We start from the raw sequence: 25993 nt of genomic DNA, 5'->3' as shown, positions 1-25993 counted from the left end.
TGTCGGCCACCTCGACGTCCGCCAGGCCGACATCGCCGTACCGGTGTTCCTGGTCGGCTCGTGTTCCTGGTCGGCTCGACCTTCACCGAGGTCATCGACCTCACCAACGCCCGCACCACGGGTGTCACCCTCGTCGACTGCGTACTGCCCGGTCTGCGTGCCCGGCTCCTGGAGGTACGCGGTGACCTCGACCTGACCCGGTGCGATGTCACCGGCACCGTAGACATCCGCGACGCGCGGATCAGCGGATCCGTCATCCTCGACGGCGCCACGCTGGGCGGCTCAGGGACCGGGGATCACGTGCTCGCCGCCGCGCGGATGACGGTGATCGGCGACCTCAGCGGCAGAGGTGGATTCACCGCACACGGCCGGGTCTGGCTGTCCGCCGCGACCATCGGCGGTGACGTGCTGTTCACCGGCGCGACCGTGCGAAACCCGACCGGCCCGGCCATCGACGCCAACCGCCTGACGGTCACCGGCAGCTTCTCCGCCCGGTACGGGTTCACCGTCGAAGGCGATGTCATCCTGGTCCACGCCCAGATCGGCAACCAACTGAACTTCACCGAGGCACGGCTCAGCACCACGGGCATCTGGGCCCTACACGTCGGTGGCGCCCGGATCGGGAGTCTCTGGCTGACCTTCGCGGCGCCGCCGGTCGGCCGGTACGCCTCAGCGGCCTGCAGGCCGACTCGATCTTCGACAACCCGGCCACCTGGCCGGAGAAACTTGACCTTGTCGGCTGTACCTACCGGCTGCTGGTCGCCCGATCGCCCGCGCCTCGTGGGAAGCCGCTGTCACCGCGGCCGGTCACCGTCAGGCAGCGCCTGAACTGGCTGCGTCGAAGCCCGGACGGTCACGCACCCCAGCCGTACGAGCAGTTGGCCGCCCACTACCGGCAGAACGGCCAGGACCAGGAAGCCCGGCGTGTGCTGCGCGAGAAGCAGCGCCAACGCAGGGCGACCCTCAGCCGTCCCGCGCGGATTCTCGGGTACGCCCTCGACGGCGTTGTCGGCTACGGCTACCGCACCTGGCTCGCCGGCGTCTGGCATCTCGGCGCTGCTCGTCCTCGCCGGATGGGCCCTCACCACTGCGGTCGTTGCCCGCCTCACCCGCCTGTTCAACCGGTAGTCACTGCTCGAGACCGACGGGCTCATCGCGAACCGAGGCCGGGAGTGGACCGGTGATGGCCTGGCAAGAACTATAACCACAGCGTTGACATGCAGGTCATCACCTCCCAGATGAGACCTGCTGCCGGCCTCACCAGCACGACCCGGCGGCAAACACGACATCCTGCCCCTGCTGACCCGTCTGGACCGGCGGCCAGCGGCAGGTACTCGGCCACGGAGCCGGGCCCGCATGATCACGCCCATGACGGCGAAGAACAGGTCCCGCACCAGCGCATAGAGGCAGTTCAGCCGGACCACAACGGCCTCCACACCACCATCGACGCACACGGCAACTCCCTGATCAGTAACGCCTTCAAAGCGCTACGCAACGTGAAGCTGTGCGGTTAAGCGCCGGCAGGATCACTGCAGCAGTCCTCACATTCCCGCACGTCAAGTAGAATCCCAAAACCGGATCGGTCAATATCAGACCCAGCACCTGGAATGACTCAGCATCTCATGGCAGCAACCTGAATATTTGATCAGGCCAGGTGCCTTGGCCCGTGTCAGCTACTAGCAGAGGGCTGGGATTTGGATCTGGCTCTGAATCGAAGGCCATAAATGCTGAGTCAGCTATAATGTATGCGAACTTTGGTGTCAACTCGATCACATACATGGCCCCTCCTTCAATCAAATTCTGAGGCACTTCGTCATCAATTTGCCTCTTTTCAGCCGCATTAGCCAACCTAAGAAAGAGGGTTGGAATTTTACGGGGGACTCGCAAGGCCCGAACATCCTTGAAGACAATGTCGATGCGACTCGAGTACTTCCCCTGCTTCCCGCTACGCAGTAAGAGCTGCGCGTGGGTGGGAATCATCGAATGCAACCAAAATGGTCGATCTTGAAGGAGAGGGAGACGCTGGTCGACATAAGTCGACGGTACGTTGTACCACATTCCAACCCCTAACGCGCGAATGGGTTCTCGGTAACCTGGCCGCCTTGATAGAAGGTCACCCTATCCCACGCACCAGCCTGGTCAAGGATATACATCTCCCAGTCGAACCAGCTAGGATCTTGCCCGTCGACTTGCCAGCCTTGCTTGAGCTCTCGATACTTTCCTCGGGTTATCGAGCCGCCCACATTCTCCACTCCGTCAAGGTTCACACTGAACCTTGTATTGGAGTCATAAGCGTCGCGAACTACCGATTCTTGCCATTCGCCTTCCGCCTGACCCATAAGATGCCTCGCACCTACAGTTGCAGAGAAGTCGCCCACCGTTTCTGACAATCCTAGCGCAATATGGTCGGGGCCTTTCCCGCCCGTTGCCCCGCCGAGCACTGCCGCCAACCCCATTGCCTCGGCGTTATCGCAGTCGTCCACGCACTGGCCTGCGATGCCGGCTATTGCTCCAGCAGCTATCAAGCAGCCCACACCCGCGGTCTCGGGACAGAGCGCAGCCCCGACCGCACCTACAACTGTGGAAACTATCGGCCCCTTTAGGGCATCCCAGACATCCTTGGACTTCATAGACCCGTAGATCGCCCAGCGGACGCGAACCATCATTGCCTTGTTCGCCTGCGAGCCTGGAATGTTCCAGGTCTTCGGGTTCTCCTTGATGAACATATCGAGATCGGCGCGAAGTACCCGTAGTCTCTCCGGCGGGATGTTCGGCACGTTAGCTTTTTGGCTAGACCAGCTGCCGAGATGTATCACTGGATTGGATTTTTTGCCGGTGCCCGGTTTGGAATGGCCGAACTGGTCGTCGAGGTCGGGGTCTTTGGCCCGTAGTCCGGACGGGTCGGAGAGGGTGGTGGGATCGTTGCCTGCGTAGGCGTATCCGTTGAGCTGGTTGGGGCTGGCGGAGTCGAGGACAGGGTCGGGAGACAGAAAGCGGCCAAGGGTGGGGTTGTAGACGCGGGCGCCGAGTGTGGTCAGGCCGGTGGTGGTGTCCTCGTCGCCGCCGACGTAGCCGCGGGTCCCGGGCCAGGCGCCGGGTTGGGTGCCCCGGGGCTGTCCGAACGGGAGGTACTGCCGGCGGGTGACGGCGTGGGTGACGGCGTCGATGCTGAGTTGGCTGGTGCCCTGCCAGTCGGGGATGAGATAGCTGACCTTCCCGGCGGAAGTACGGGAGGCGATGGTGACGCCGCCGTGGCTGTAGTAGCGGGTGCCGGTGACCGTTGCGGCACCAATTCAGCCGCGCCATCCATCCGCAGAAACAGACCATCACGATCAGGCCAGACCAACATCACGGCCCAGGAAGTCGTCCATGAGGTCGAAGTCTTCCACCTGCCCGAAATACTCGTCGTACTCGGCGGCCCAGTCTTGACCGCCGCGACGGTGTGGGTGGATGCGATCGTCGACGTCGAGGAGCTGGTCATCGACGGTGCGAGACTGTCGGGGCGAACGGTTACGCTTCCGGCCGTGGAGCTGACCCCGAGCCAGGTGCTCGCGCTGCGGATGTCCAGCCTGCTGCTGCGCGGCGGGGACGCCACCGAGCCAACCGGCACCAAGCCAACCGGCACCCAGCGTCGGCCGGACGCTCCAACCAACGCCGAGCGCCGACCGACCGACACCGAGCGCCGGCCGGGCGACGTGGCCGGGGTGGTCGAGTGGTTCGGGGCGATGCAGGCGCAGGATCTGGCCAGCGGCATGTGGTCGTTGGGCGTACGGCTGCCGCATCTCGACCAGGATGGCGTGCAGGCGGCGCTGGAGCGGCGGGAGGCGATCCGCACCTGGCCGATGCGTGGCACCGTTCACCTGGTGCCGCCGCGCGACGCGCACTGGATGCTGGACCTGACGGGTGCGCGGGCGCTCGCCGGGGCCGCCGCGCGGCGTGCGGTTCTCGGCCTCAGCACGGAGACCGCCGACCGGGCCGTTGACGTGCTCGGCGCGACGTTGGCCGGTGGCGGCCGGCTCACCCGTGCCGAGTGCGTCGCCGCGTTGACCGCCGCCGGCATCGACACCGCCGGCCAGCTCGGATACCACCTGCTGTGGTACGCGAGCCAGCGCGGTGTCACCTGCATCGCGCCGAACGTCGGCAAGGAACAGACCTTCGTACTGCTCGACGAGTGGGTGCCCGATCCGCGCCGGCCCGATCGGGACGAGGCGCTGGCCCTGATCGCCGTCCGTTACTTCCGCAGCCACGGCCCCACCAGCCGGCAGGACCTGGCCGGCTGGACCGGGCTGACCGCCACCGATGTCAAGCGCGGCATCGCCGTCGCGGGTGACGCGCTGGCCACCGTCGAGTGCGACGGCACCACGCTGTACGTCGACCGGGCGCTGCTCGACACTGCCACCGCCGCCCCGAGCCTGCTCGCCGAGGTGGACGATCTGCTCGTGCTGCCCGGCTTCGACGAGTACATGCTGGGTTTCAAGGATCGGTCCCTGATGATGGACCGGGAACACCTGGCGGCGGTCGTCCCCGGCGGGAACGGGGTGTTCCGGTCCACTGTCGTGCGCGCCGGACGGGTGATCGGCACCTGGAAGCGCACCCTGGGCAAGACTCGCGCCACCGTGGAGATCCTGCCGCTGGTGGGCCTCACCGCGAAGGAACGCTCCCGGGTGGAGGAGGCGTTCGACCCGTACGCCCGCTATCTTGACCTGCCGCTCCGGTTCACCTGGCCCTGACCGCAGCCGGCGTCGGGGAAAGGAAGGGCCCCAGGCTGATCCAGTAGCGCCGTACCGGGCCGTGCGAGGTGTCGCGAATGCCTTCGAGGACGCCGCCATTGCGTTCGATCGTGCGGGCCGACGCGACGTTGTCCGCGAGGCACGGGACGAGGACGCGGTCCAGGCCGAGGGCGGCTCGGGCCTCGTCGAGCATCTCGCCCAGCGCCCAGCTCGCCAGTCCCCGGCGGCGGGCGGAGGGGCGCACGCCGTAGCCGATGTGGCCGACCCGGTCGTCGAACCTGTGTCGCAGGACGATCCCCCCGAGGACCTCGCCGTCCTCGACGATCCACCGGGGGGTTCCGTGCCTTCCGGGCGGGCAGGGCGTACCCGTCGGGTGGGTCAGCCGGATCCGTTCGTGCACCCAGTCGGCGAAGCCGTCCGGGGTGTCCACGTCGTCTGCGGCGGCCAGGCCGAAGCCGTCCTCGTGGCGGCCGGGTCCCCAGTCGGCGCGGCAGGCCAGGAAGGCGGCGTGCAGGCGGGTGGTCGGCAGGATCAGTTCGGCCATCCGGTGACGGTAGTCGGGACCCGGCGATGGGACGAGCCGGTGCGGTCCGGACCGTCGCGGCCCCGGCTCTCGCCCCGGTGGGCAGCGGTCGGCGGTCAGCGTTCGTTGCCGGCGCGCAGCCAGGAGATGTAGTCGGCGGCGGCCCGTTCGGTGTCGTATTCGGGCTGGTAGCCGGTGTCCTGCCGGAGGCGGGTGATGTCGAGGTGGCCGAAGCTGGTCTTCTCACCGGCGGGCAGATCGATCCGGGCGTCGGGTACGACCTTCTTGATCGCGGCGATGACCTCGGCGTTGGTCGTGGCGCGGCCGGATCCGACGTTGTAGGTGCGGTGCTGGAGGGTGTCGGCGGTTTGCAGCAGCGCGATCGCCCGGCCGGCGTCCTTGACGTAGCAGAGGTCGAGCGAGTCCTCGGCGTACGCGGGGGCGCGGAGCCCGGACAGGTCCGGGGTGTGCCCGTGGGCGGCGGCGTGGATGAGGTCGGGCGCGGCGAAGAACAGGCCGGGCCTGCCGAGTGGCCCCCAGACGCCGGAGATGCGGTAGTTGACGATGTCGATGCCGGTGGCGTCGGTCAGGTGTGCGTTGAGCAGTTCGCCGATCTTCTTGAAGGTCGGGATGAGGTGCGGCGCGCTCATGGACAGTGGCGAGTCCTCGCTGAGCGGGCCGTCGGCCGCGACGCCGGCATAGACGCCGATCGTGCTGGCCACGCCCACCCGGGACACGCCCCAGTCCTGGGCGACCTGGATGATGTTGAGCAGTCCGCCGAGCGCGCGGCGGGTCGCGGCTACCGGCGGTTCGGCGCCGGGCGGCCAGGGCATCGAGCCGGCGAGGTGGACGATCCCGGTGATCCGGTGCCGGGCGCCGAGGTCGCGCAGGCCGGCCAGGTCGGTCACGTCGGCCTGTTCGAGCCGGACCGGTACGTCGAAGAAGCCGGCCGGCTGTTCGGCGGGGCGACGTTGCACGAGCACGCACTCCTGGCCGGCGTCCAGTAGCGCCCGCACGGTGTGGGACCCGATGAAACCCAGCCCGCCGGTTACCAGGATCATGATCGCTCCATTTGTTAGGACTACTGATCATCAGTCAAGCTGACGATTAGGGTAACGCTAGGCTCTGCCCATGTCGAGCGACAGTGGACCGGGGCCGGAGCTGAGCAGGCGGCTGGGCTATCTGCTCAAGCACGCCGCGATCCGGCTCCAGGAGCTCCACGCGCGGGCCTTGGCACCGTTCAACATCGACGCGCGCGAGCTGGGGGTCCTGCTCGTGCTCGCCGGCCACGAACCAGCCTCGCAACAGCAGGCGGCGCAGCGGCTGGGGGTGGACCGGACGACCATGGTCGCCCTGCTCGACACCCTCGAGGCGAGGAACCTCGTAACCCGCCATCCGCACGCGCGGGATCGGCGTCGCAACGTGGTCGAGCTGACCGAGCACGGCACGGACGTCCTCCACCGCGCCCTCCAGGCGAGCGACGAGGCGGAGCGGCAACTGCTCGCACCGCTCGACCCGGCGGATCGACAGCAGCTACGGGACGCCCTGCGGGTCGTCGTCACCCACGACAGGACCTAGCCAGCGGAATCACGACACCGGGTGGACAGGACCGTCCGGGTCGTCCGCCGGGACGGACAGCCCGGTACGGAGGAACCCGACCAGCCGACGTACCTGCCCGGTGTCGGTGGCGAGTGCCACGCCGCTGGCCAACGCCAACACGTCGCCGACGGTGAGGTCAGCTCGCAGGGCCGGTCGGGCCCGCCCGACCAGATCGGCGGCGGTCGCGGTGATCGACGAGTGCCACTCGTCGAACCGGGGGCCCCGACGCCCACCCGGCCCCGCGGTCGCAGCCAGGGCGAGCGGGCGCTTCGTCGCCACATGGACCGCGAACTCGGCAAGCCAGGTGAAGAGCGCGTCCAACGGTGACGGCGCACTGAGCAACTGCGCGCCGTGACGGCACAGCGTCGCCACCTCGTCGGCGTAGACCGCGGCGAGCAGGTCCGCACGGGTCGGGAAGTGTCGGTACAGCGTCGCGTTGCCGACGCCGGCACGCCGGGCCACCTGATCGAGCGTGACCTCGCTGCCGACCTCCCGCACCAGTTCGCGGGCGGCGGCGAGCAGGACCGTGGCGTTGCGTTGGGCATCGGCACGAGCGCCGCGTTTGCCATTCGGGGACATCCCCATTTACTCTACCCGCAGATAACCGGGGGGTTCCCCACTTAAGTGGAAGTCCCGTGGACCTACCGATCCGGCTCCACCGGCTCGAAAGGACGGCCATGACCCTCACCCCAGCGGAACGATTCGCGATCACGGACCTCGTCAACCTGCACGGGCACCTGACCGACAGCGGCGACTTCGACGGGCTGTCCGCCGCGTTCGCCGAGGACGTGAGGTATGACGTGACCGCCCTCGGCGGGGGCGTCCTCGAAGGGCTGGCCGGCATCCGGGAGGCCGCACTCGCCCTCGGCGAGGCGAACCCGGTCGCCCACCACGTCACGAACATCGTGCTCGAGGAGACAGCCGACGGCATGGTCCGGGCGCTGTCCAAAGGCCTGGGCGTGATGGCCGATGGATCGGTCGGCAGCGTCACCTACGAGGACACCATCGAGCGCGGGCAGCAGGGCTGGCGGATCACGCACCGGACCATCCGCCCTCGCCGGACACCCCTGCGACCCTGAGCGGACCGATCCGGGAGGCTTCCGGGCGTCGGGAGTCAGTCGAGCCAGCAGAGCACCGCGTCGCCGTCCCTGGCCGCCGCGGCGAAGAACTCCCTGACGTCGGGCAGGCAGTGAACGGCCCAGGTCAGCTCGTCGGGCCGGTCCCAGACGTCCGGGTAGATCTCGGCGCGGGTCAGTTCGGCGGGGTCGACACCACGGAGCAGGTCCTCCTCGGTGAGCCGGGCCAGGTCGGTGGCGGCGAGGGCCACCTGCCGCGGCGTCAGGTACCGGGGCGGGCCGTAGCCCCAGTCGCCCGCCTCAGGATCCTCGTCGTCCGCTTCGTCGTACCCATCCTCAGCGGTGTCGACGAACGGCTCGGCGCCGTACACGATCGGCACCCGGAAACCGTAGCGGTCCAGCAGAAAGTCCAGCGCGTGCCAGGTCTTGTCCGTGCCGAGCCATCGCCCGTCCGCGTTGTCAGCCGCGTCCTGGGCCCGCTCGTACGCCCAGTCGAGGTCGTCTTTCGCCCGCGCCAGGTGCTCCGCCGTCATTCTCAGCCAGTTCCCGTTCATGCTCACGGCGGGCAGGTTAGAGGACGGCTCCGACACGTACGGGCCCGCTGTCCGGGCGGTCGAGGACCCTCCGGGGGTCTCAGCGAACGTCCAGGTAACGGCACCCACCAAACATCCACGATCACCTCTATTATCGAGGTACGTCTAAATATGGACGTCAAGATGTGGAGGTTGACTTGTCACCAAAACAGCTCCGTTCCATCCTGCTCGTCGCCGCGGCGGCGTCGGCAGCCGTGCTCGGGGTGGCCACCACCGCCCCGGCCAGCCCGGCTTCCCGCCCGCGGCCCCACTACAGCCCCTCGGCCAGCCCCATTCCCAACACCTCGCCCAGCCCTTCGGGCACTCCCGGCACCTGCCCCACCGGCAACCTGTGCCTGTTCACCGGCACCAACTACACCGGGTCTCGGTTCACCGTCACGTCCATCGTGGAGTACGGCACCTGCGTCAGCCTGGTGGACCATCACTGGGACGGCTTGGCCCACTCCGCGATCAACACGCACAACAGCGGCGCGGCGATGTTCCTGAACGACGACTGCGTCGGCGAGCCGTACCAGGTTCCGGCGAACACCAGCCTGCCGGACTTCGGTGGCTTCACCCCGGCCAGCGTCTGGGTGCCGCGCGCCTGGTAGGAACGGCGTAGAAGTTCTCGACCGAGCCGGGGCGGCCGGAGGACTCCACTCAGGAAGCCATCGATGATCACGCGGCCGGTAGCGGGCAGCGCCCGTGCCGACCGGAGTCGCCGGGTTCGGCGCGGCCGTCCGGGTCGCCCTTCGGGGCACCTGGACGGCCGCATCGGCCGAACACCGAACCGCGACCCCGAACTCGTCGCGGAAAGAAGGACGCCATGATCCCGCAGCCCTACCCGCTCTACTACGGCCGGTTGGCGGGCGACCAGCGGCTCGTCGGTCGGATCATCGGCTGGCAGGGGTCGGTGACCACACCCGGCGGGGCAGGCCTCGCGGGTGGCGCGGGCGTCGCGGTCGATGGCGCGGGCGTCGCCTCCACCGCCGGCACCGCCCCGCCGTTGCGGCCCGTCGTGCTGTTCAGCAACCCGGACGGTACGGCCGCCGGTGTGCGGCTGGTCGAGCTGGGCGACGACAGCCCCTGCTGGGTACGCGAGTCCGAGGACGACCTGACCGCCGCGTTCGAGCTGCACGAGAAGCTGGCCCGGATCCAGGATCTGAGCCAGTAGCGGTCAGCCGGCGGCGACCGGCCGGGCCCGGTCGGTGGCCAGCCGCACGGCCAGCGCCCCGAGGACGGTGCCCATGACGTACCGCTGGAGGCGAAGCCAACCGGGTCGGCGGGTGAGGAACGTCGAAACCGCGCCCGCGGCGAGCACGATCAGCAGGTTCACCGTCAACGCCACGATGATCTGGACGCCGCCGAGCAGGAAGCCCTGGGCCACGACGTGCCCGCGTGCCGGCTGGACGAACTGCGGGATCAGCGAGAGGTACATGACGGCGATCTTCGGGTTGAGCAGGTTGGTCAGCAGGCCCATCCCGAACAGCCGGCGGGCCGGGTCCGGCGGCAGCTCGACCGGCTGGAACACCGACACACCACCGGGGCGCAACGCCTTGATCGCGAGCCAGGCCAGGTAACCGGCACCGGCCAGCTTGAGCGCGACGTACAGGGTGGGCACCGCCACGAAGATCGCGGCGAGGCCCAGGTTGGTGGCGGTGAGGTACACACCGAAGCCGACCGCCACACCGGCGAGCGAGATGACCCCGGCACGCCGTCCCTGGGTGATGCTGCGGGAGACCAGATACATCATGTTCGGCCCGGGGGTGAGCACCATCGCCAGCGCGACGGCGCCGACCCCGAGCAGCGCCGACAACGTGATCATCACTCGATCCTGGCATGCCGGCCCGGCCCGGAAAACCGTGTTCCCACAGCCGGCCGCCGGCGGCCCTCAGCACAACCGGCCGTTGGCGGCTCTCAGCCCGGCCGACCGGCAACGGCCGGCGCAGTCGGCGGCGGATCTCAGCCCAGTCGGCTGGCACGTCGAGGGCTTCGGGTCAGTGGAACCGGCCGGTCGCCGTGGCGGTGACGAAGGCGCGCCAGCCGTCCGGGCCGAACCGCAGCACCGGGCCGGGCCGGTCCTTGCTGTCCCGCACCGCCACCAGGCCCGGCAGGTTGTCGGCGACCTCGACACACTCGCCACCGTTGGTGCCGCTGCGGGTGCTGGTCCGCCAGCGGGCCCCGGTCAGGTCAGTCATCGGCGTACTCCTCCGCGATCGATTCGATCAGCTTCCGTGATTGTCCCTCATCGAGGGCCGCCGCCTCCAGCCCACGCCAGACCCGGACGTACGCGGCCACCTCGCCCGGCCGGTCCAGATAGAGCGCGCCGGTCAGCCCCTCGCTGTAGATGGTGGTCGGTTCGGCCGGCGTGGTCGGTTGCAACCGGGGAAAGTCCAGGATGACGAAGGTGCCGGCCTCGCCCGCGAGGGGTGGCCCGGCGGCCAGCGGCAGGATCCGGAGCCGGATGTTAGGCAGGTGTCCGTTGTCGCACAGCGCGTGCAACTGGTCCCGCATCACCGCCCGGTCCGGCACCGGGCGGCGCAGCACCGCCTCACTGAGGATCACGTCCAGGTCCGGCGCCGGGGGCAGCCGGCGGACCAGCAGGCGCTGCCGGTGCAGCCGGACCGCGATGGCCCGGTCCCGCTCCGCCGCCGGCAACTCCGGCCGGTTCACCCGGTGCAGTTCCAGCATGAACGCGCGGGTCTGGAGCAGCCCGGGAATCATCTCGGCGTTGTAGTACCGCAGCCGGGACGCCGCCTCCTCCAGCCCGACGTACAGCGAGAACCACGCCGGGATGGCGTCACCGTACGCCTGCCACCAGCCCTTCGAGCGACTCTCCCTGGCCACCCCGTGCAACACCTCGGCCATCGACGGTACGACCCGGTAGAGGTCGCACATCACCGACAGGTCCGGGGTGCGGACCGGGCTCATCCCGCGTTCGATCCGCCAGACCTTCTGCCGCGAGCACTGCAACGCCCGAGCGGCGTCCTCCAGCGACACCCCCGCGTCGGTGCGCAACTGGGTCAGGTACCGCCCGAGTTGCCGCCGGGGCACCGTCGAACCACTCGTCTCCTCCACCATCGAACCGTCCCCTCCGCCGGTCGAGAAACAGCAGATATGAACCGACCCAACGACGTACGCCAGCAGCGGGTCAACACGGGACGATCGCATTTGTCGGTGCGTGAACAACATCGTGGTCATGTTGCAAAGGCGGCGTCCACAACGGCTCCGAAACGTGGAACTTCCACGCTCAAGCCGAGGAGGCGAGCGATCCGGTCCCGGACAAGCGAGTGATCAGGCCCGCGTCAGCGGACGGTCCGGACCGAGGAAAACGAGCGGCCCAGGCCGGATGACCCCGTGCCGAATTCGCATAAGATATGGCCCACACCCGACCGGGGCGGCCAAGGCGGCGGATTGAGCGAAGCCACCGGTGAGCGAGCGAACTGGGAGTGCGTGTGCGATCCCTCCGGATAGCAAACTACCTGCTCTTGTTGAGCCTGCCGATTGGATTGGCGACAAACGTCATCTCCGCCGGCATCCCGGGAAAGTACACGCCACTCGCGGCCGTCGTCATGGTCGTGGCCGTGAGCCTCTCCTTGTTGTTGACCGCACGCCAGGCGGCGGCCGAACGGACGCTCGACAGCTGGGCGGACCAACTGGCGAAAGCGGTGAAACGCCAGTGGGACAGGGAAGCCAAGCGCCGCCGGCTGACGGCGCAACCCCAGCTGCCGGTGCGGTGGCAGTTGACCACCCGGAAGGTACCCAGGAAGTTCAAGTCGGCCGTCGACGGGCGGGAAACCTTCACCCCCCTACCGGGTGTCCAGCGCGTCACCCAGGAGACGCTGGCCGAGGGCGGCGGCCTCGACGAACTGCACACCGTCTACGGCGGACTCGGATCGGGCCGGCTCATCCTCACCGGAGAACCCGCGGCCGGAAAGACCACGGCCGCCGTGTTGCTGCTGCGCGCGGCGCTCGACCACCGCAAGCAGGTCGGACCCGACCGCGCCGCCTTGGTGCCGGTGCCGGTCATGTTCGACTTGGTCGGCTGGAACCCCAACGACGAGGATCCGACGCGCTGGCTCGTCGGCCGGCTGGCCCGGCAGTACTCGATGTTCCGAGGCCGCGCCGGGCGCGCGGCGGCCGAAGAGTTGCTTGAGGAGGGCCGGATCTCGGTTTTCCTCGACGGCTTCGACCAGGTCCAGAAGAACCTCCGACCGGTCATCCTGGCGGCGTTGAGCGACGCGAACCACCGGGTCGTGCTCATCTCCCGAGGCTATGAGGCGTCCACCACGCTGCAGAAGATCCCGGAGGGCTCCGGCGTGATGGTGGAGCTGAAGGCCGTCGACCCTTCGGACGCGGTGACGTACCTCCTAGACGGCCGGCCAGAGCCGGTCCCGCCGGCCTGGGCGGCGATCACCGCGAACCTCACCGGGGACCCACGGGGGAGATTGGCGACCGCGCTCGCCAACCCGCTCTTCGTCAGCCTCACCAGAGAGATCTACGACAACGCCGGGAATGACCACGGCGGTGACGAACTGCTCGACCCGGGTCGCTTTCCCACCCCGCTGGCCGTCCAGCGTCACCTGCTCGACGAGATCGTCTGGTCCGCGTACCGGCCCCGGCCGCGCCAACCCGCACCACCGTTCTCGATCGACCAGGCCACGAACACGCTGCTGTTTCTGGCCCGACGGCTCGACGAGCAGGAGAACCATTCGTTGGAATGGTGGACGATCCCGTCCTGGGTCACCTCCCGACGCACGCCCCTGGCCGCCGCGACCGCCGCCGCGGCGCTGCAGATCATCGTGGGGTTCGTCCTTTTACCCCCCGTAATGGAACTTTTCTACGCCGCGTTCAGCAGCATCGGGACGGGCTTCACCGTGTTCATGTTCCTGGGCCTGGCCTCGAAACCGACGAATTCCAGCGACGACGGCGCCATCATCACCGCGGGCTGGCGGGACATCTTTCCGCCCCGGGCCGTCCCCGTGGGGCTCGTGGTGTGGTCCCTCTCCGGCCCGGGAGCGGTGTTGCTGACCAAGTCGGGCCTACTGGGGAATGACCCGACACCACCCTGGGTCCTCTACACCGGAGCATTGACCCTGACCTTCGGCGCGATCCTCGCCACCGGCCAGGGCTTTCGGCTGGTGGCCGGCACGATCATCGGCCTCGGCGCGGGCCGGGTGTTCGATCCTGTCCGGGACGGGATCGGCCCGGCGGAGATCGAGGTCAGGACGCTCGGCCCCCGGGAGGTGTGGCGGCACCACCTCGGCCTACGGCTCGGGCTGGGAATCATGGTGGGGCTCGCGGTGGGGCTGTTCTTCGGGGGATCGACCGGATCCGTCGACGGCCCGCAGGCCGGTCTCGCGGTGGGCGCCACCTTCGCGCTCATGACCGCCATCACCGCCGCGCTGGCCCGGAACGTCGCCGTAGCCACCGCGCTCGCGGCGGTGGACCTCGCCCGTACCGAGGGAACGCCGCTGCGCCTGATGGCCTTCCTCGAGGACGCGCACCGGCGGAACATCCTGCGCGCGGTCGGTCCCGTGTACGAGTTCCGGCACGAGATGCTGCTCAAGCGTTTCGTCGAGGTGCAGGGCAGAAAGCGCCGCGAGCCTGCTCCGCCAGTACAACAAAACTAGCATCGGGTACGCCGTCCCGGTATCGGGTGATTGCATGAATGCGCAGCCCAGGGCCACCGCGCTAGCCTCGCCGGATGCCAATCGACGAGATCACCGCGACCGCCGCCGGCACCTGGACGCTGGGCGACCGCACCGTGAACCGGATGGGCTTCGGCTCGATGCGACTGACCGCCAGTCCCGACCGTGAGCTGGCCATCACCGTGCTGCGGCGGGCGGTGGAACTGGGCGTGAACCACATCGACACGGCGGCGTTCTACCGCTCCCCCGGCGGCACCCTGGGGGTGGGCACCGGCCCCGCCCGGTACGCCGCCGAGCTGATCCGGGCGGCCCTGCACCCGTACCCGGATGATCTGGTCATCGCCACCAAGGTCGGCTTCGCCTGCGACGAGGACGGCCACCTGTCCGAGGCCGCCGATCCGGCCGACCTGCGCCGCCAGGTCGAGGAGAACCTGCGCCAGCTCGGCCGCGACCACCTGGACGTGGTGAACCTGCGGATCGTCAGGCGCCCCGGCCGGGACTCGGTGGCCGAGGCGTTCGGCGCACTGGCCGAGTTGCGCACGGCCGGCAAGATCCGTCACCTCGGCCTGTCGAACGTGCGCCTCGACCACCTGGACGAGGCGCGGACCATCGCCCCCGTCGTCTGCGTGCAGAACAACTACGCCATCGACAACAACCGCACCGACGACGACCTGCTGCGGGCCTGCGCGGAGCGGGGGGTGGCCTTCGTACCCTTCTTCACCCTGGCCGGTTCCCGGCGCGAGGCCGGCGCCGCCGGTACGCACGCCGCGTCGGTGCGGGCCGTGGCCGCCGCGCACGGAGTCACCCCGCACCAGGTGCGCCTGGCGTGGACGCTGCACCAGGGACCGCACGTACTCGTCATCCCCGGCACCGGCGACCCGGAGCACCTGGCCGCCAACATCGCCGCCGGTGCACTCCGGCTCACCCCGCGTGAGCTGGCCGAACTGGGCTGAACCGACGGGGTCGCGGGCCAGATCAAGATCGCCGTACGATGCCGGAACGACCGCCGGACCCGGCGGCCCGGCAGGAAGGCCGCCGATGCAGCCCACCCGCCCCACCGGCACGGTGTACGTCTCACGTCAGGCCGACCCGGCCAGCGCCGGACCGTACCCACTGACCGACCCGCCCGCTGGTCCACCAACCGGCGCCGGACCGTACCCACCGGGTGGGCCGTCGGCCGACGCCAGCGGCGGGCCGGCCGGGACCCGGCGTCGGCGTCCGTCCCGACGTACCCTGCTGATCTCCGGTACGGCGTTGGCCGCCGTGCTCGGCGCGACCACCGCGGTCGTCGCCCTGCGGTCCGGCGGGGACCCGACACCGGTGGCCGACGACCTGGCCGGACCCGCCCGGCCCAGCGCCACCGGGTTGGCGTCGTCGGGGGCCCCCACCGACCAGCAGCGTTCCCTGCCGGGCAGCTACCGGATCCCCGGCACGCTCCCCCGGCTACCCTGGCCGAAGACCGGGCAGGCCAGTGTGGACGTCGAGGGGATCGGCACGGTGGGCTCGTCGGGCGGCACCACCCCACGGCCGATCGCCAGCGTCACGAAGGTGATGACCGCGTACATCATCCTGCGCGACCACCCGCTCGCCCCCGGCGCGGCCGGACCCACCCTCACCGTGTCGGCGGCCGAGGCCGCCCGCTACCCCCGGGAACGGGCCGAAGGTCAATCCCTGGTACCGGTCACCGCGGGCGAACGGCTCACCGAACGGCAGGCGCTGGAGGCGCTGATGCTGCCGTCGGCGGACAACATCGCCCGGATCCTGGCCCGCTGGGACGCCGGTGGCATCGCCGGATTCGTCGCCAAGATGAACGACGCGGCGGCGCGGCTGGGAATGCGACACACCCACTACACCGACCCGTCCGGCCTGGATGCCCACACCACCAGCACGGCCGCCGACCAGGTCAAGCTCGGCCAGGCGGCGATGCGCTCGGCAACGCTCCGGCAGATCGTCCGAATGTCGAGCGCGACCATCCCGGTCGCCGGCAAGGTGAAGAACTACAACCGGCTGCTCGGCAAGGACGGCGTGATCGGCATCAAGACCGGCTCGATGAGCGCCGCCGGGGGGTGTCTGCTGTTCGCCGCGACACGGCGGGTCGACGGCCGGACCGTCATGATCGTCGGCGCCGTCTTCGGCCAGCACGGCACGATACTGGCCGGCCTGCCGCAGGCACTGAACGCCAGCCAACGACTGATCCGGGCCGTCGGGGACACCCTGGACACCTATCCGGTGCTGCGCGCCGGCCAACCGGTCGCGACCGGGGACGGCGCCACATCCATGGTGCCCGCCAAGGACCTGCGGGTAGTCGGCTGGCCGGGTCTGACGTACCAGCTCAGCACCCCGGACACCGGCACCGTCGCGGCGGTCAGCCCGGCCGGCACCACGACCACCGTCCCGGTCACCGCCGCCGGCTGACCCCGTGCCAGCTGACCCCGTGCCAGCTGACCCCGTGCCAGCTGACCCCGTGCCAGCTGATCGGGTTGCCGGGTGACGCCGGTGCCGGGTGACGCCGGTGCCGGGTAACGCCGGTGACCGGTTCCGACTGGTCCGATCCTGGCGAGCCAGCGCGAGGTTCAGGAAGGTTCACCGGGTCGGTTGGGCGGCAACGGCGGTTCACTGTCGGCACCGTGAGTGACGATGCCGACGGACATCCCGCCCCTCACACTCAGTAGCACTCCAGAAGGGGCTCGCCTGCTGCCTGCTCCGCACTTTGCAATGCTTCCCTCCAGGCGACACCACGATGAGCTGCTGTTATGTATCGCGCCGGGTTTTCCGGGCCGGACCGCCGATTACGCGGTGTGCCTGTTGCCTGGAGGGAAGCATTGCAAAGGCAGGCGAAGAAGCCATGGGTCGGAGTGATTGATGCTCACTTTCAGTGAGCGAGCATTCCTGGATGATTGTTCGGTGAGCGGTGAAGGCTTGCGGACACCGCGCCAGGACCGGGCGACCTGGACCGGCCGACCTGGACCGGGCGACCTGGACCGGGCGACCTGGACCGGCCGATCTGCTTCGGTCACCAGCCGCTGGTCTTGATGATCTCCCGGCAGACATCTTCGGCGGTACGGCCGTCGGTGTCCACGCGCACGTCACCGAGACCGGCACGGTCCAGCGCATCGGCTTGGGCGACCGCGCTCGCATGGGCCCGGTCGAGCACGATTTCGGGCTGTCCGCGCAGCGCGTCACCGGCGATGTTGGGGCCACCGCCCTGCCCGCGCAGCCGGATCCGCTCACGTAGCCGGTCGGGGCTGGCGTGCAGCCGGTACAGGGTGATCTTGGCGTTCGGTACCGCCTCGGTGTAGCACCGTACGTCGTCCGGTCGCTCGACCGGGCCGACCACGACGAGCCGGCGGGCCCCGTACGCGTGGAAGTGCTGCCACACGGCCGCCAGGTTGGCGGCTCTGAGCCGGTGGTCGTCGGCCGAGGTCCGGCCGGGTGTCGCGGTCGGGGTCTGTCCGGTTGTCTCGGCCGGGGTCCGGCCGGGTGTCGGGTCGAGGAAGCCGATCTGCTGGAGGTCGACGAACCCGGCGGTGTGCCCCGCCTGCCAGGACGCCATCGCCACCTGGAAGCCCGCTGTCGACTTGCCAACAGCGGTCGCGCCGCACAGCCAGACAATCTCGCCGGGTGCGTCGACCGGTCCGGGCCCCGAAGCCCGTTGCCGGCTCGGCGGAGTTGTCGGTCCGGCCGGATCGGTAAGGCTGGCGCGGCCCACCGGGTCGGCACGGCCCACCGTGTCGGCACGGTCCACCGGGTCGGCACGGTCCACCGGGTCGGCACGGTCCACCGGGTCGGCACGGTCCACCGGGTCGGCACGGTCCACCGGGTCGGCACGGTCCACCGGGTCGGCACGGTCCACCGCGTCGGCACGGCCCACCGCGTCGGCACGGTCCGCCTGGTCGGCACTGTGCGCCGGGTTGGCACGGTCCATTGGATCCGTCGGATCGGCCGGCCGTCGCGGTGGCGGAACCGGCCAGTGGGCGCGGACGGACGCGAGCGCCTCGGCGGCGGAGCGCGCGGTGGTGTCCAGGACGGGATACGGCAGCCCGGTACGGTCGAGGAGTTCGGCCTCACGCAGTGCCGGTTCCGGCTGCTCGCCGGGGCGGGCCCGCTCGACCAGCCGCCGACGCAGCTCCGGCTGGTCGCAGCGCAGCCGGAGCACGCTGAGCGCGGCGTTCGACAGGTACTCGGTGTGGACGCCGCGCCGGGCGTCGAGGCAACCGGAGACGACCAGACAACTGGCGCCGGCCGCCCGGAAGTTGTCCACCACGCGCCCGAGGACACGCGCCGCCAGCACGGTCCGGTCCGGATCCGCCGGGATGGTCGGATAGCACATGCCAAGCTGGTCGATGTCGACGTAGCCGGCGCCGGGCAGCCCACTGAACAGCTCCCAGCCGAGGGTGGACTTGCCCACCCCGGACGGTCCACACAACCACAGCACCGGAAGGAGATCAGACACGGGCCGAGGATCCCGTTCCCGCGCCGCGGTGGCAACCAACTTCCCGCGTACCCGTACCCCCGGGTAGGACCGGCCCGCCCGCGCCGGCCTGTCGGGATCGGGACGGCCCGCCCGCGCCGGCCTAGCGGGGCCGACGCCAGGCGCCCGGGCGGACCCGGCCGAAGGGGCGGGGCATCATCCAGCCGGACCGGCCGGCGGGCCGTGCGCTCCGGGTCGGCCGCAGAACCGTGCCGAGCAGCACGAGCAGGACGATCTCGCCGAGCACCACGAGCCGCTCCAACAATCCGACGTACGGCTTCAGGGGTGAGCCGGCCAGGTAGGCGATCACGAACGGAACCAGCGCGGTCAGGCAGACCGCCGCGGCCGCGCCAACCACCCGGGCGCCGCCGATCCGATGTCGTAGCGCGGTCAGCAGCGCGCCGAGCGGCAGTCCCAGCAGCGCGGCCACCGAAGCCCACTGGTGGATCTCCCCGGTCAGGCTGACCGGGGCGCCCACCGGGTCCCGGGGAAACGCCGTCAGGACCACGAGCCCGAGGCACCAACAGCCAAAACAGGCGGCCATTCCCCGCGTACCGGTGACGGACCGCCACCCACGGGCCCCGACCGGACCGATCCGGGCGACCGGCGCGGACGTCCCGGGCGCTGTTACGGGTACGGCCGGCGCGGTCGACGTGGGCGGGCCGGGCGTCCCGGACGACGGCCCCGGTACGGACGGCGCGGACGTCCCGAGCGGCGTGCCCGGCCTGGACGTCCCAGCCGTCGCAGGCGGCGTGCCCGGCCTGGACGTCCCAGCCGTCGCAGGCGGCGTGACCGGCCCGGTGGGCGCGGGAGAGGCCGGCGGTGCGCCTGGCCCGGACGGCGCGACCGGGTGTCCCAGCAGCGGTCCGAGCAGGGCCACCGAGCCGGCCGCCAGGGCCAGCACGCCGCCGTCGAAGATCCAACCGGCCGGGGACAGCGCATAGTCGCTGATCGTGTCGGCCACCGGGCTGAGCCGGGCGACCAGTACGTGCAGCAGGGCGAACAGTGCCAGCGACAGCGCCGCGGTGGACAGCCCGAGCAGTCGCGCGACCGCCCGCCACCGGTTCAGCAGCCACCGGTTCAGCAGCCACCGGTTCAGCAGCCACCGGTTCAGCAGCCACCGGGGAAGGATCACCGGGCGGATCGGCCGGGCCGGACGTTGGCGGCGTGCGGCCCGGCGGCGGCGGACGAAGCCGGCCAGCCGCTGGCGCCGGCCGGGCCGGGCCGGCGGCGCCAGCCGGCCGCGCCGCCGGGGCATCCCGACCGCCTCGCCAGCCTGAGTCATCGTCCACCGCCTCCAGCACACCAACGGGGTCGGACCGTACCGAAGCTACCTGTTTCCACAGACCCGCCGGAGCTACCTGTTCCCACGGACCCGCCGGGCACACCAGCGGGGGTACGCCGGATCGCAGCCGTTAAGCGGGGGCCCTTCCTCTACAGAAAGCGATAAAACGGGGCCCCTCCTTACGTCAGTGGTCGGGACTCCCGCTCGGGACCGCTTCTCCGCTACCGTGGTCGATGTTCAACCGGCCGGTCGCCGCCGACGTCGACACCACCGCCGCGTACCCGATCGGTGAAATCCACCCGGAGGGTGCGACGGTGGGCCATGATCGTCGAGAAGACGAGGAGGTGCCGTCGTGTACGACACCCAGGCACCCGAGTTGTCATTCGAGGTGAGCGGGATGCCACCGATCAGGACGGATGGGCTTTCGGTGTTCGCCGCCGGGCACCGGCAGGCGTCCCGGGTCCGGGCACTGCTCACCGCCGCCTGCTCCGCGGCGCAGCAGCAGGGCTGGCGCGCCCTCACCGGCCCGGTGGAGCTGGACATCGTGCTGCGCTGTCCGCCCGCGCACCGGGTGGTGGACGCGGCGCAACTGGTCGGCGGAGTGGGCACGGTACTCCAGGACAAAAAACGGGTAGGCGCGCTCGGACTGGCCCATCTCGGGGTACTGGTGGATGTGGTGCTCTACGGCGACGAGCGGCAGATCCGCAGGCTGTCATACCAGGAAGAGGCGGCCGAGGAGATTTCGTACGTCGTCCGGGTCGCCGCGTTGCGTCCGTTACACCCGGTCGTTCCGGAGCCGTCGACCCGGCGGGAGGTAGTCCCGGAAGCCCCGGTTTGAGGTGAATCTGGCGGGTATGACCGCCAGCCGTCGGGCAGACCGGCAGTGACCGGTCTGCCCGGCTACCGCGGTGGGTACCGCAGACGTCGAAGGAAGGGAGTCCCATGTCCGAGCCACACGTGACGCTCGATCCGCGCGGTATGGACCCGGTCCAGCAGAAGCTGCGGGCTCCGCTGGAGGAGCAGTTGACCTCGGCGCTGCGCGCGGCCACCGACCGGATCCGGGCCGCCTACGCGGGCGAACCGGTCGAGGAGGTCTGCCGGCGGCTGCTGGACGAGACCCGCTCGGGTCTGCACCCGGACATCGCCGCGAGCTTCAACCCGGACATGAACGAGTTCTGCCGGGTGGCTGTCGCCATCGTCCGCCACGACTCGCCACACCCGAACTGACCTTCCTGCCCGGCGCTTCCATCCGGGCCTGGCCGAGGGCTGTCGCGGGCAGCACAGCGGCCCTGCTCCGCCGTTAAGCGGGGGCCCTTGCTATACGAAAAGCGATAACAAGGTGCCCTTCCTTTCACCTCAGCCGCGGAGCGTGAGGATGAGGTCGGCGACCAGGGCGGACCAGCCGGTCTGGTGCCAGGCGCCCAGTCCGGCGCCGTTGTCTCCGTGGAAGTACTCGGGGAAGACGATCAGGTCCTTCCAGTCCGGCCGGGTCTGGAACAGCTCGTTCGCGCCGTAGATCGGCCGCCGGCCGTCCTCGTTCGGGACGAACAGCGAGATCAGCCGCTCCGACAGGTCGTCGGCGATCTGCCGCAGCGTGCGCTTCTGCCCGGAGCCGGTGGGGTACTCCACCAGCAGGTCGTCGCCGTAGAAGGCCGCGTAGTCGCGCAGCGCGGCGATCAGCAGGTAGTTGGTGGGCAGCCAGATCGGGCCCCGCCAGTTGGAGTTGCCGCCGAACAGCCCGCTTGTCGACTCGGCCGGCTCGTACCCGACGGTGAAGACCTGGCCGCCGAGGTTGACCGAGAACGGCTCGGCCAGGTGCCGACGGGACAGCGTGCGCAGCCCGTACGGGGACAGGAACTCCGCCGGGTCGAGCATCCGGGCCAGCAGCCGGATCATCTGGTCCGGGCCGACCATCGCCAGCAGCCGCTGCTGGCGGCCGTCGGGGCCGAGTCGCCGGCCGCCGACCACCTCCGCGTACTCGGGCCGGTTGGCCAGTGACCAGCGCAGCCGGGCGGCCACGTCGGGCAGCCGGCGCAGCGTCTCGGAGGTCAGCCGGGTGGTGGCGGTCAGCGGCAGCAGCCCCACCACCGAGCGCACCCGCAGCGGCACCCGGCTGCCGTCGGGCAGCCGCAGCACGTCGTGGAAGAAGCCGTCCTCGTCGTCCCACAGTCCCTGCTCGTACGCGGCGGCGGCGATCAGCGCGAAGTGCTCGAAGAACTTGGTGGCCAGGTCCGAGTACGTCGGGTCGTGTACCGCCAGCACGAGCGCCATGTCGAGCATGTTGAGCGCGTACATGGCCATCCAGCCGGTGCCGTCGGACTGCTCCAGCACGCCGGCCACGGGCAGCGCCGCCGAGCGGTCGAACGGTCCCACGTTGTCCAGCCCGAGGAAGCCGCCCTCGAACACGTTGTTGCCACCGGTGTCCTTGCGGTTGACCCACCAGGTGAAGTTCAGCAGCAGCTTGTGCATCACCCGGGCCAGGAAGTCGAAGTCCCGACCGCCGTCGATGGCGAACACCTGGAGCGCGGCCCAGGCGTGGACCGGCGGGTTCACGTCGCCGAACGCCCACTCGTACGCCGGGATCTGGCCGTTGGGGTGCAGGTACCACTCGCGCAGCAGCAACAGCAGTTGCGCCTTGGCGAATCCCGGGTCGACCCGGGCGATGCTCACGCAGTGGAAGGCCAGGTCCCAGGCGGCGAACCAGGGATACTCCCAGGGGTCCGGCATGGAGATGATGTCGAAGCAGCTCAGGTGGGACCAGGCGCTGTTGCGGCCGTGCCGGCGGCCGGCCGGCGGCGGCACCGCGGTCGTGTCGCCGGCGAGCCACTGCCGCACGTCGAAGTGGTAGAACTGCTTGCCCCACATCAGCCCCGCGATGGCCTGCCGGGCCACCGCGGTCTCCTCGGCGGACGCCGCGGCCGGGATCACCCCGGCGAAGAACAGGTCCGCCTCGGCCCGCCGGTTCGCCAGCACCGCCGCGTGCCCGGGGCCGAGGTCCAGTTCCGGGGCGTCGTCGGGCGCGGGCGGCGGTGCCGTCGCGGCCAGCCGCAGCCGGATCCGGGCCTCGCCGCCGGCCGGTACGTCGAGGATGTAGTGCAGGGCGCCCTTGCTGCCCACCCGTGCCGGGTTGACGGTCGCGGCGCCGGTGACCACGTGGTCGTTGATGCCGTCCTTGGGGTACGCGCTGCGCCCCGGCAGCCCCCACAGCCGGCGGGTGTTGGTCTCGTTGTCGCACAGCAGCGGGGTCGGTTCGCCCTCCCCGGCCAGCACGAGCTGGCCCAGTTCGGCGTGTCGGGCCACCAGCCGGCCGGGTTCGCCGGCGATCTCGGGGGTCCGGTCCCGGCCCGGGAGTCCCCAGGACCAGGTGTTGCGGAACCACAGCGTCGGCAGCAGGTGCAGCCGGGCCGGCCGGTCGCCCCGGTTGGCCACCGTCACCAGCACACACAGGTCGGTCGGGGACGCCTTGGCGTAGTCGACGGTCACCGCCCAGTACCTGTCGTCGTCGAAGACGCCGGTGTCGACCAGCTCGTACTCCGACTCGTCCCGCCGCCGTCGGGCGTTCTCGGCGACCAGGTCGTCGTAGGGGAAGGCCGCCTGCGGGTAGTGGTACCGCCACCGCATCCACGAGTGGGTCGGCGTGGAGTCCTGGTACCACCAGTAGTCCTTGGCGTCCTCACCGTGGTTTCCGCCGTGCCCGTCGAGCCCGAACATCCGCTCCTTGAGGATCGGGTCGACGCCGTTCCACAGAGCGAGACCGAAACAGAAGGTCTGCCGGTCGTCGCAGACTCCCGCCATGCCGTCCTCGTTCCAGCGGTAGGCGCGGGACCGGGCCTGGTCGTGCGGGAAGTACTGCCACGCGGTGCCGTGTTCGCTGTAGTCCTCCCGTACCGTCCCCCAGGCCCGTTCGGCCAGGTAGGGGCCCCAGGCACGCCACGGCCGTTCGCCGGCGTCGGCCTCGGCCAGCCGGAGCCGTTCGGGGTCCTGCGCCGGGTTGTGGACGGGCGGCACGGCAGTGATCACCTCGGCTTAAGGATCTTTATCCAACCTTCACGGAACGGGCGGTGTTTCCGGGGCATGTTACGGGTACCGAGCCCTTCGGCCGATGGAGGAGTAGTGATCGATATCGGATTCGGTCCGCAGGTGTGCGGCGACATCACCGCGGGCACCGGACGGGAGTGGCTGCTCACCGACGGTCTCGGCGGGTACGCCATGGGCACCGTCGCGGGTGTGCGGACCCGCCGCTACCACGGGCTGCTCGTGGTGTCCGGCGACGTGCCGGCCCGCCGCCAGGTGGGGCTGGTGTCCCTCGACCCCGCGCTGACCCTCGACTCCGGCGCCCGGGTCCGGCTGGGCGGGCACGAGTGGGCCTCCGGGGTGGTCGACCCGCGCGGATTCGAGTTGCTGGAACGCTTCGAGCTGGTCGACGGCCTGCCCCGGTGGCGGTGGCGGATCGGCGAGACCGTCGTCGAACGGGAACTGGCGATGACGTACGGCCGGCCGGCCGTGGCCGTGGTCCACCGGCTGGTGTCCGGGCCGCCGGTCCGGCTGGACCTGGCCGCGGTCTGCACCTGGCGGGACGCCCACGGGGAGCGGCGGGCCGACGGGCCGCCGCTGCGGACCGCCCCGGTGGCCGACGGCGCGGTGCTCGAGGACGCGTACCGGCTGCGCGGCCCCGGGTGGCGGACGACGGGTCACTGGTGGCGCGGCGTGTACCACCGCGCGGAGGCCGAGCGCGGGCTGGCCGCCGAGGAGGACCTGTGGTACGCGGGAAACTTCTCCGGTGTGCTGGACCGGCCGGGCGACACGGTCGAGGTGCTGGCCTGGGCCGGTGACCTGACCGACCCGCCGCCGCCGGCCGGTGAGGTGGTGGCCGCGGCCCGCCGGCGGAACCGGTCGGTGGTGGCCGCCGCCCGGCCCGCCGACGACGTGGCCGCGACCCTGGCGCTCGCGGCCGACACGTTCGTGGTCCGCACCCGCACCGGGCCGGACGTGGTGGCCGGGTATCCCTGGTTCGGCGCCTGGTCCCGGGACACCATGACCGCCTACGAGGGCCTGTTCCTGGCCACCGGCCGGGCCGCCGAGGGCCGGGAGCTGCTGCGGGCGTACGCCGGCACCCTGTCGCGGGGGATGCTGGCGAACACGGCCGACACCGGGCAGGTGGAGTACAACACGGTCGACGCGAGCCTGTGGTTCCTGCACGCGGTGACCCGGCACGTAATGCGGGAGAACGACACCGACCTGGCCGCCGAGCTGCTGCCGGGGCTGCGGGGGATCGTCGACGGCCACCTGGCCGGCACCCGGTACGGCATCCGCGTCGACACCGACGGCCTGCTGACCTCCGGCTCCCCCGGCGTCGCGCTCACCTGGATGGACGCCCGGGTGCAGGGTCAGCCGGTGACCCGGCGGGCCGGCAAGCCCGTCGAGGTGAACGGGCTGTGGGTCAACGGGCTGGCCGGGGTGGTCGAGCTGGCCGGGATGGTCGGCGGGGACGCCGGTGCCGCCGGCGCCGTCCACGAACGCGCCGTCGCGGCGTTCCGGCGCCGTTTCCCGGCGCCGGCCGGCTGGCTGTACGACGTGCTGGACGCGCCGCCCGCGCCGTACCCGAAGGGGGTGGCCGAGCATGACGACGACGCGCTGCGTCCCAACCAGTTGCTCGCCTGGTCGCTGCCGCACGCCCCGCTGCCGGTCGACCCGGTGGCGCTGCGCGCGGTGGGCGCCGCCCTGCTGACCCCGCTCGGGCTGCGCAGCCTGGCGCCGGACGCCCCGGAGTTCGTGGGCCGGCACCGGGGTGGGCCGGGGGCGCGGGACGCCGCGTACCACCAGGGCACGGTCTGGCCGTGGCTGCTCGGGCCGTACGTGGACGCCTGTCGCCGGGGCGGTGTGCCAATCAATGAGGCATTGTCAGGCATAGATGGCCATTTGTCGGAGTTCGGCCTAGGATCGGTGAGCGAGACAGCCGACGGACTGGCGCCGCACGCGGCCACCGGTTGTCCCTTCCAGGCGTGGTCGGTGGCGGAAGTTCTACGCGCCCGCGACCTGGTCTGAGACCGTCACACCATGGAAACCGCGACGTCGCCGCTGGTTAG

23 protein-coding genes and 1 pseudogene are annotated in these 25993 nt (G+C 70.6%); 12 read left to right on the top strand and 12 right to left on the bottom strand.

Annotated elements, in window-relative coordinates; genetic code table 11:
• Positions 1 to 60 precede the first annotated feature (60 nt).
• Positions 61 to 828 carry a hypothetical protein gene (locus tag ACXN5W_RS08610; RefSeq protein ID WP_473157642.1) on the top strand — a complete coding sequence of 256 codons (768 nt, stop codon included), beginning with the start codon at positions 61 to 63 and terminating at the stop codon, positions 826 to 828.
• A 1238-nt stretch (positions 829 to 2066) separates the two neighbouring features.
• Here ACXN5W_RS08610 and ACXN5W_RS08605 read toward each other — a convergent pair.
• Positions 2067 to 2777 carry a hypothetical protein gene (locus ACXN5W_RS08605; RefSeq protein ID WP_473157641.1) on the bottom strand — a complete coding sequence of 237 codons (711 nt, stop codon included), beginning with the start codon at positions 2775 to 2777 and terminating at the stop codon, positions 2067 to 2069.
• A gap of 123 nt (positions 2778 to 2900) precedes the next feature.
• Positions 2901 to 3293 (bottom strand): annotated as a pseudogene (locus tag ACXN5W_RS08600) (RHS repeat-associated core domain-containing protein); the annotation flags it as partial.
• Between the two features lie 231 nt (positions 3294 to 3524).
• On the opposite strand from ACXN5W_RS08600, the gene ACXN5W_RS08595 reads away from it, so the two are divergent.
• Positions 3525 to 4730, top strand: a complete 1206-nt coding sequence (locus ACXN5W_RS08595) for a winged helix DNA-binding domain-containing protein (protein ID WP_473157640.1) — start codon at positions 3525 to 3527, stop codon at positions 4728 to 4730.
• Here ACXN5W_RS08595 and ACXN5W_RS08590 read toward each other — a convergent pair.
• Positions 4717 to 5274, bottom strand: coding sequence for a GNAT family N-acetyltransferase (locus tag ACXN5W_RS08590; RefSeq protein WP_473157639.1), 558 nt, complete (start codon positions 5272 to 5274; stop codon positions 4717 to 4719). The two genes, ACXN5W_RS08595 and ACXN5W_RS08590, sit on opposite strands and share 14 nt — an antisense overlap.
• Positions 5275 to 5369: 95 nt before the next feature.
• Positions 5370 to 6314: an NAD-dependent epimerase/dehydratase family protein gene (locus tag ACXN5W_RS08585; RefSeq protein ID WP_473157638.1), complete on the bottom strand. Its 945-nt coding sequence runs from the start codon at positions 6312 to 6314 to the stop codon at positions 5370 to 5372.
• A gap of 70 nt (positions 6315 to 6384) precedes the next feature.
• Between ACXN5W_RS08585 and ACXN5W_RS08580 the strand changes: the two genes are divergently transcribed.
• Positions 6385 to 6831 (top strand): MarR family winged helix-turn-helix transcriptional regulator, encoded by a 447-nt coding sequence (locus ACXN5W_RS08580; RefSeq protein ID WP_473157637.1) that lies wholly within the window; start codon positions 6385 to 6387, stop codon positions 6829 to 6831.
• 9 nt (positions 6832 to 6840) lie between these two features.
• On the opposite strand, the gene ACXN5W_RS08575 is transcribed toward ACXN5W_RS08580, so the two are convergent.
• Complete coding sequence (locus ACXN5W_RS08575) at positions 6841 to 7431, bottom strand: TetR/AcrR family transcriptional regulator (RefSeq protein ID WP_473157636.1); 591 nt, start codon at positions 7429 to 7431, stop codon at positions 6841 to 6843.
• A gap of 98 nt (positions 7432 to 7529) precedes the next feature.
• Here ACXN5W_RS08575 and ACXN5W_RS08570 point away from each other — a divergent pair, with 98 nt between their 5' ends.
• Positions 7530 to 7931, top strand: coding sequence for a nuclear transport factor 2 family protein (locus ACXN5W_RS08570; protein ID WP_473157635.1), 402 nt, complete (start codon positions 7530 to 7532; stop codon positions 7929 to 7931).
• A 35-nt stretch (positions 7932 to 7966) separates the two neighbouring features.
• Here the strand turns inward: ACXN5W_RS08570 and ACXN5W_RS08565 are convergent, their stop codons facing one another.
• Positions 7967 to 8482: a YfbM family protein gene (locus tag ACXN5W_RS08565; protein WP_473157710.1), complete on the bottom strand. Its 516-nt coding sequence runs from the start codon at positions 8480 to 8482 to the stop codon at positions 7967 to 7969.
• A gap of 176 nt (positions 8483 to 8658) precedes the next feature.
• On the opposite strand from ACXN5W_RS08565, the gene ACXN5W_RS08560 reads away from it, so the two are divergent.
• The gene (locus ACXN5W_RS08560; protein ID WP_473157634.1) at positions 8659 to 9111 is read left to right on the top strand and encodes a peptidase inhibitor family I36 protein; all 453 of its coding nucleotides are present in this window, start codon (positions 8659 to 8661) and stop codon (positions 9109 to 9111) included.
• Positions 9112 to 9326: 215 nt separating this feature from the next.
• Entirely contained in the window at positions 9327 to 9674 is a 348-nt protein-coding gene (locus ACXN5W_RS08555) for a hypothetical protein (RefSeq protein ID WP_473157633.1), read from the top strand.
• Positions 9675 to 9677: 3 nt separating this feature from the next.
• Here the strand turns inward: ACXN5W_RS08555 and ACXN5W_RS08550 are convergent, their stop codons facing one another.
• The 3 genes from ACXN5W_RS08550 to ACXN5W_RS08540 all read right to left on the bottom strand — a co-directional run bounded on the left by ACXN5W_RS08550 (position 9678) and on the right by ACXN5W_RS08540 (position 11581).
• Positions 9678 to 10325 (bottom strand): LysE family translocator, encoded by a 648-nt coding sequence (locus tag ACXN5W_RS08550; protein ID WP_473157632.1) that lies wholly within the window; start codon positions 10323 to 10325, stop codon positions 9678 to 9680.
• 172 nt (positions 10326 to 10497) lie between these two features.
• Positions 10498 to 10698 (bottom strand): DUF397 domain-containing protein, encoded by a 201-nt coding sequence (locus ACXN5W_RS08545; RefSeq protein ID WP_473157631.1) that lies wholly within the window; start codon positions 10696 to 10698, stop codon positions 10498 to 10500.
• Positions 10691 to 11581, bottom strand: coding sequence for a helix-turn-helix domain-containing protein (locus tag ACXN5W_RS08540; RefSeq protein ID WP_473157630.1), 891 nt, complete (start codon positions 11579 to 11581; stop codon positions 10691 to 10693). Before ACXN5W_RS08540 ends, ACXN5W_RS08545 begins: the two co-directional genes overlap by 8 nt.
• 503 nt (positions 11582 to 12084) lie before the next feature.
• Here ACXN5W_RS08540 and ACXN5W_RS08535 point away from each other — a divergent pair.
• From ACXN5W_RS08535 to ACXN5W_RS08525, 3 genes are all read left to right on the top strand, one after another.
• Positions 12085 to 14133, top strand: coding sequence for a hypothetical protein (locus ACXN5W_RS08535; RefSeq protein ID WP_473157629.1), 2049 nt, complete (start codon positions 12085 to 12087; stop codon positions 14131 to 14133).
• Positions 14134 to 14207: 74 nt separating this feature from the next.
• Positions 14208 to 15104, top strand: coding sequence for an aldo/keto reductase (locus ACXN5W_RS08530; RefSeq protein ID WP_473157628.1), 897 nt, complete (start codon positions 14208 to 14210; stop codon positions 15102 to 15104).
• 85 nt (positions 15105 to 15189) lie between these two features.
• Positions 15190 to 16566, top strand: a complete 1377-nt coding sequence (locus ACXN5W_RS08525) for a D-alanyl-D-alanine carboxypeptidase family protein (protein WP_473157627.1) — start codon at positions 15190 to 15192, stop codon at positions 16564 to 16566.
• A gap of 598 nt (positions 16567 to 17164) precedes the next feature.
• Here ACXN5W_RS08525 and ACXN5W_RS08520 read toward each other — a convergent pair.
• Positions 17165 to 18604 (bottom strand): AAA family ATPase, encoded by a 1440-nt coding sequence (locus tag ACXN5W_RS08520; protein ID WP_473157626.1) that lies wholly within the window; start codon positions 18602 to 18604, stop codon positions 17165 to 17167.
• A gap of 121 nt (positions 18605 to 18725) precedes the next feature.
• The gene (locus tag ACXN5W_RS08515) at positions 18726 to 19907 is read right to left on the bottom strand and encodes a DUF998 domain-containing protein (RefSeq protein ID WP_473157625.1); all 1182 of its coding nucleotides are present in this window, start codon (positions 19905 to 19907) and stop codon (positions 18726 to 18728) included.
• Between the two features lie 352 nt (positions 19908 to 20259).
• On the opposite strand from ACXN5W_RS08515, the gene ACXN5W_RS08510 reads away from it, so the two are divergent.
• Positions 20260 to 20745 (top strand): hypothetical protein, encoded by a 486-nt coding sequence (locus ACXN5W_RS08510; RefSeq protein WP_473157624.1) that lies wholly within the window; start codon positions 20260 to 20262, stop codon positions 20743 to 20745.
• Positions 20746 to 20849: 104 nt separating this feature from the next.
• Positions 20850 to 21134 carry a hypothetical protein gene (locus ACXN5W_RS08505; protein ID WP_473157623.1) on the top strand — a complete coding sequence of 95 codons (285 nt, stop codon included), beginning with the start codon at positions 20850 to 20852 and terminating at the stop codon, positions 21132 to 21134.
• A 129-nt stretch (positions 21135 to 21263) separates the two neighbouring features.
• Here ACXN5W_RS08505 and ACXN5W_RS08500 read toward each other — a convergent pair whose 3' ends face one another.
• On the bottom strand, positions 21264 to 23927 hold the full coding sequence (locus tag ACXN5W_RS08500) for an MGH1-like glycoside hydrolase domain-containing protein (RefSeq protein WP_473157622.1): 2664 nt from the start codon (positions 23925 to 23927) through the stop codon (positions 21264 to 21266).
• Between the two features lie 93 nt (positions 23928 to 24020).
• Here ACXN5W_RS08500 and ACXN5W_RS08495 point away from each other — a divergent pair, with 93 nt between their 5' ends.
• Positions 24021 to 25952, top strand: a complete 1932-nt coding sequence (locus tag ACXN5W_RS08495; RefSeq protein WP_473157621.1) for an amylo-alpha-1,6-glucosidase — start codon at positions 24021 to 24023, stop codon at positions 25950 to 25952.
• Positions 25953 to 25993: the final 41 nt, after the last annotated feature.

Source organism: Plantactinospora sp. A48, assembly GCF_055793945.1.
The sequence above is the reverse complement of the archived record's forward strand: the minus strand, read 5'-3'. Positions and strand labels throughout refer to the sequence as shown.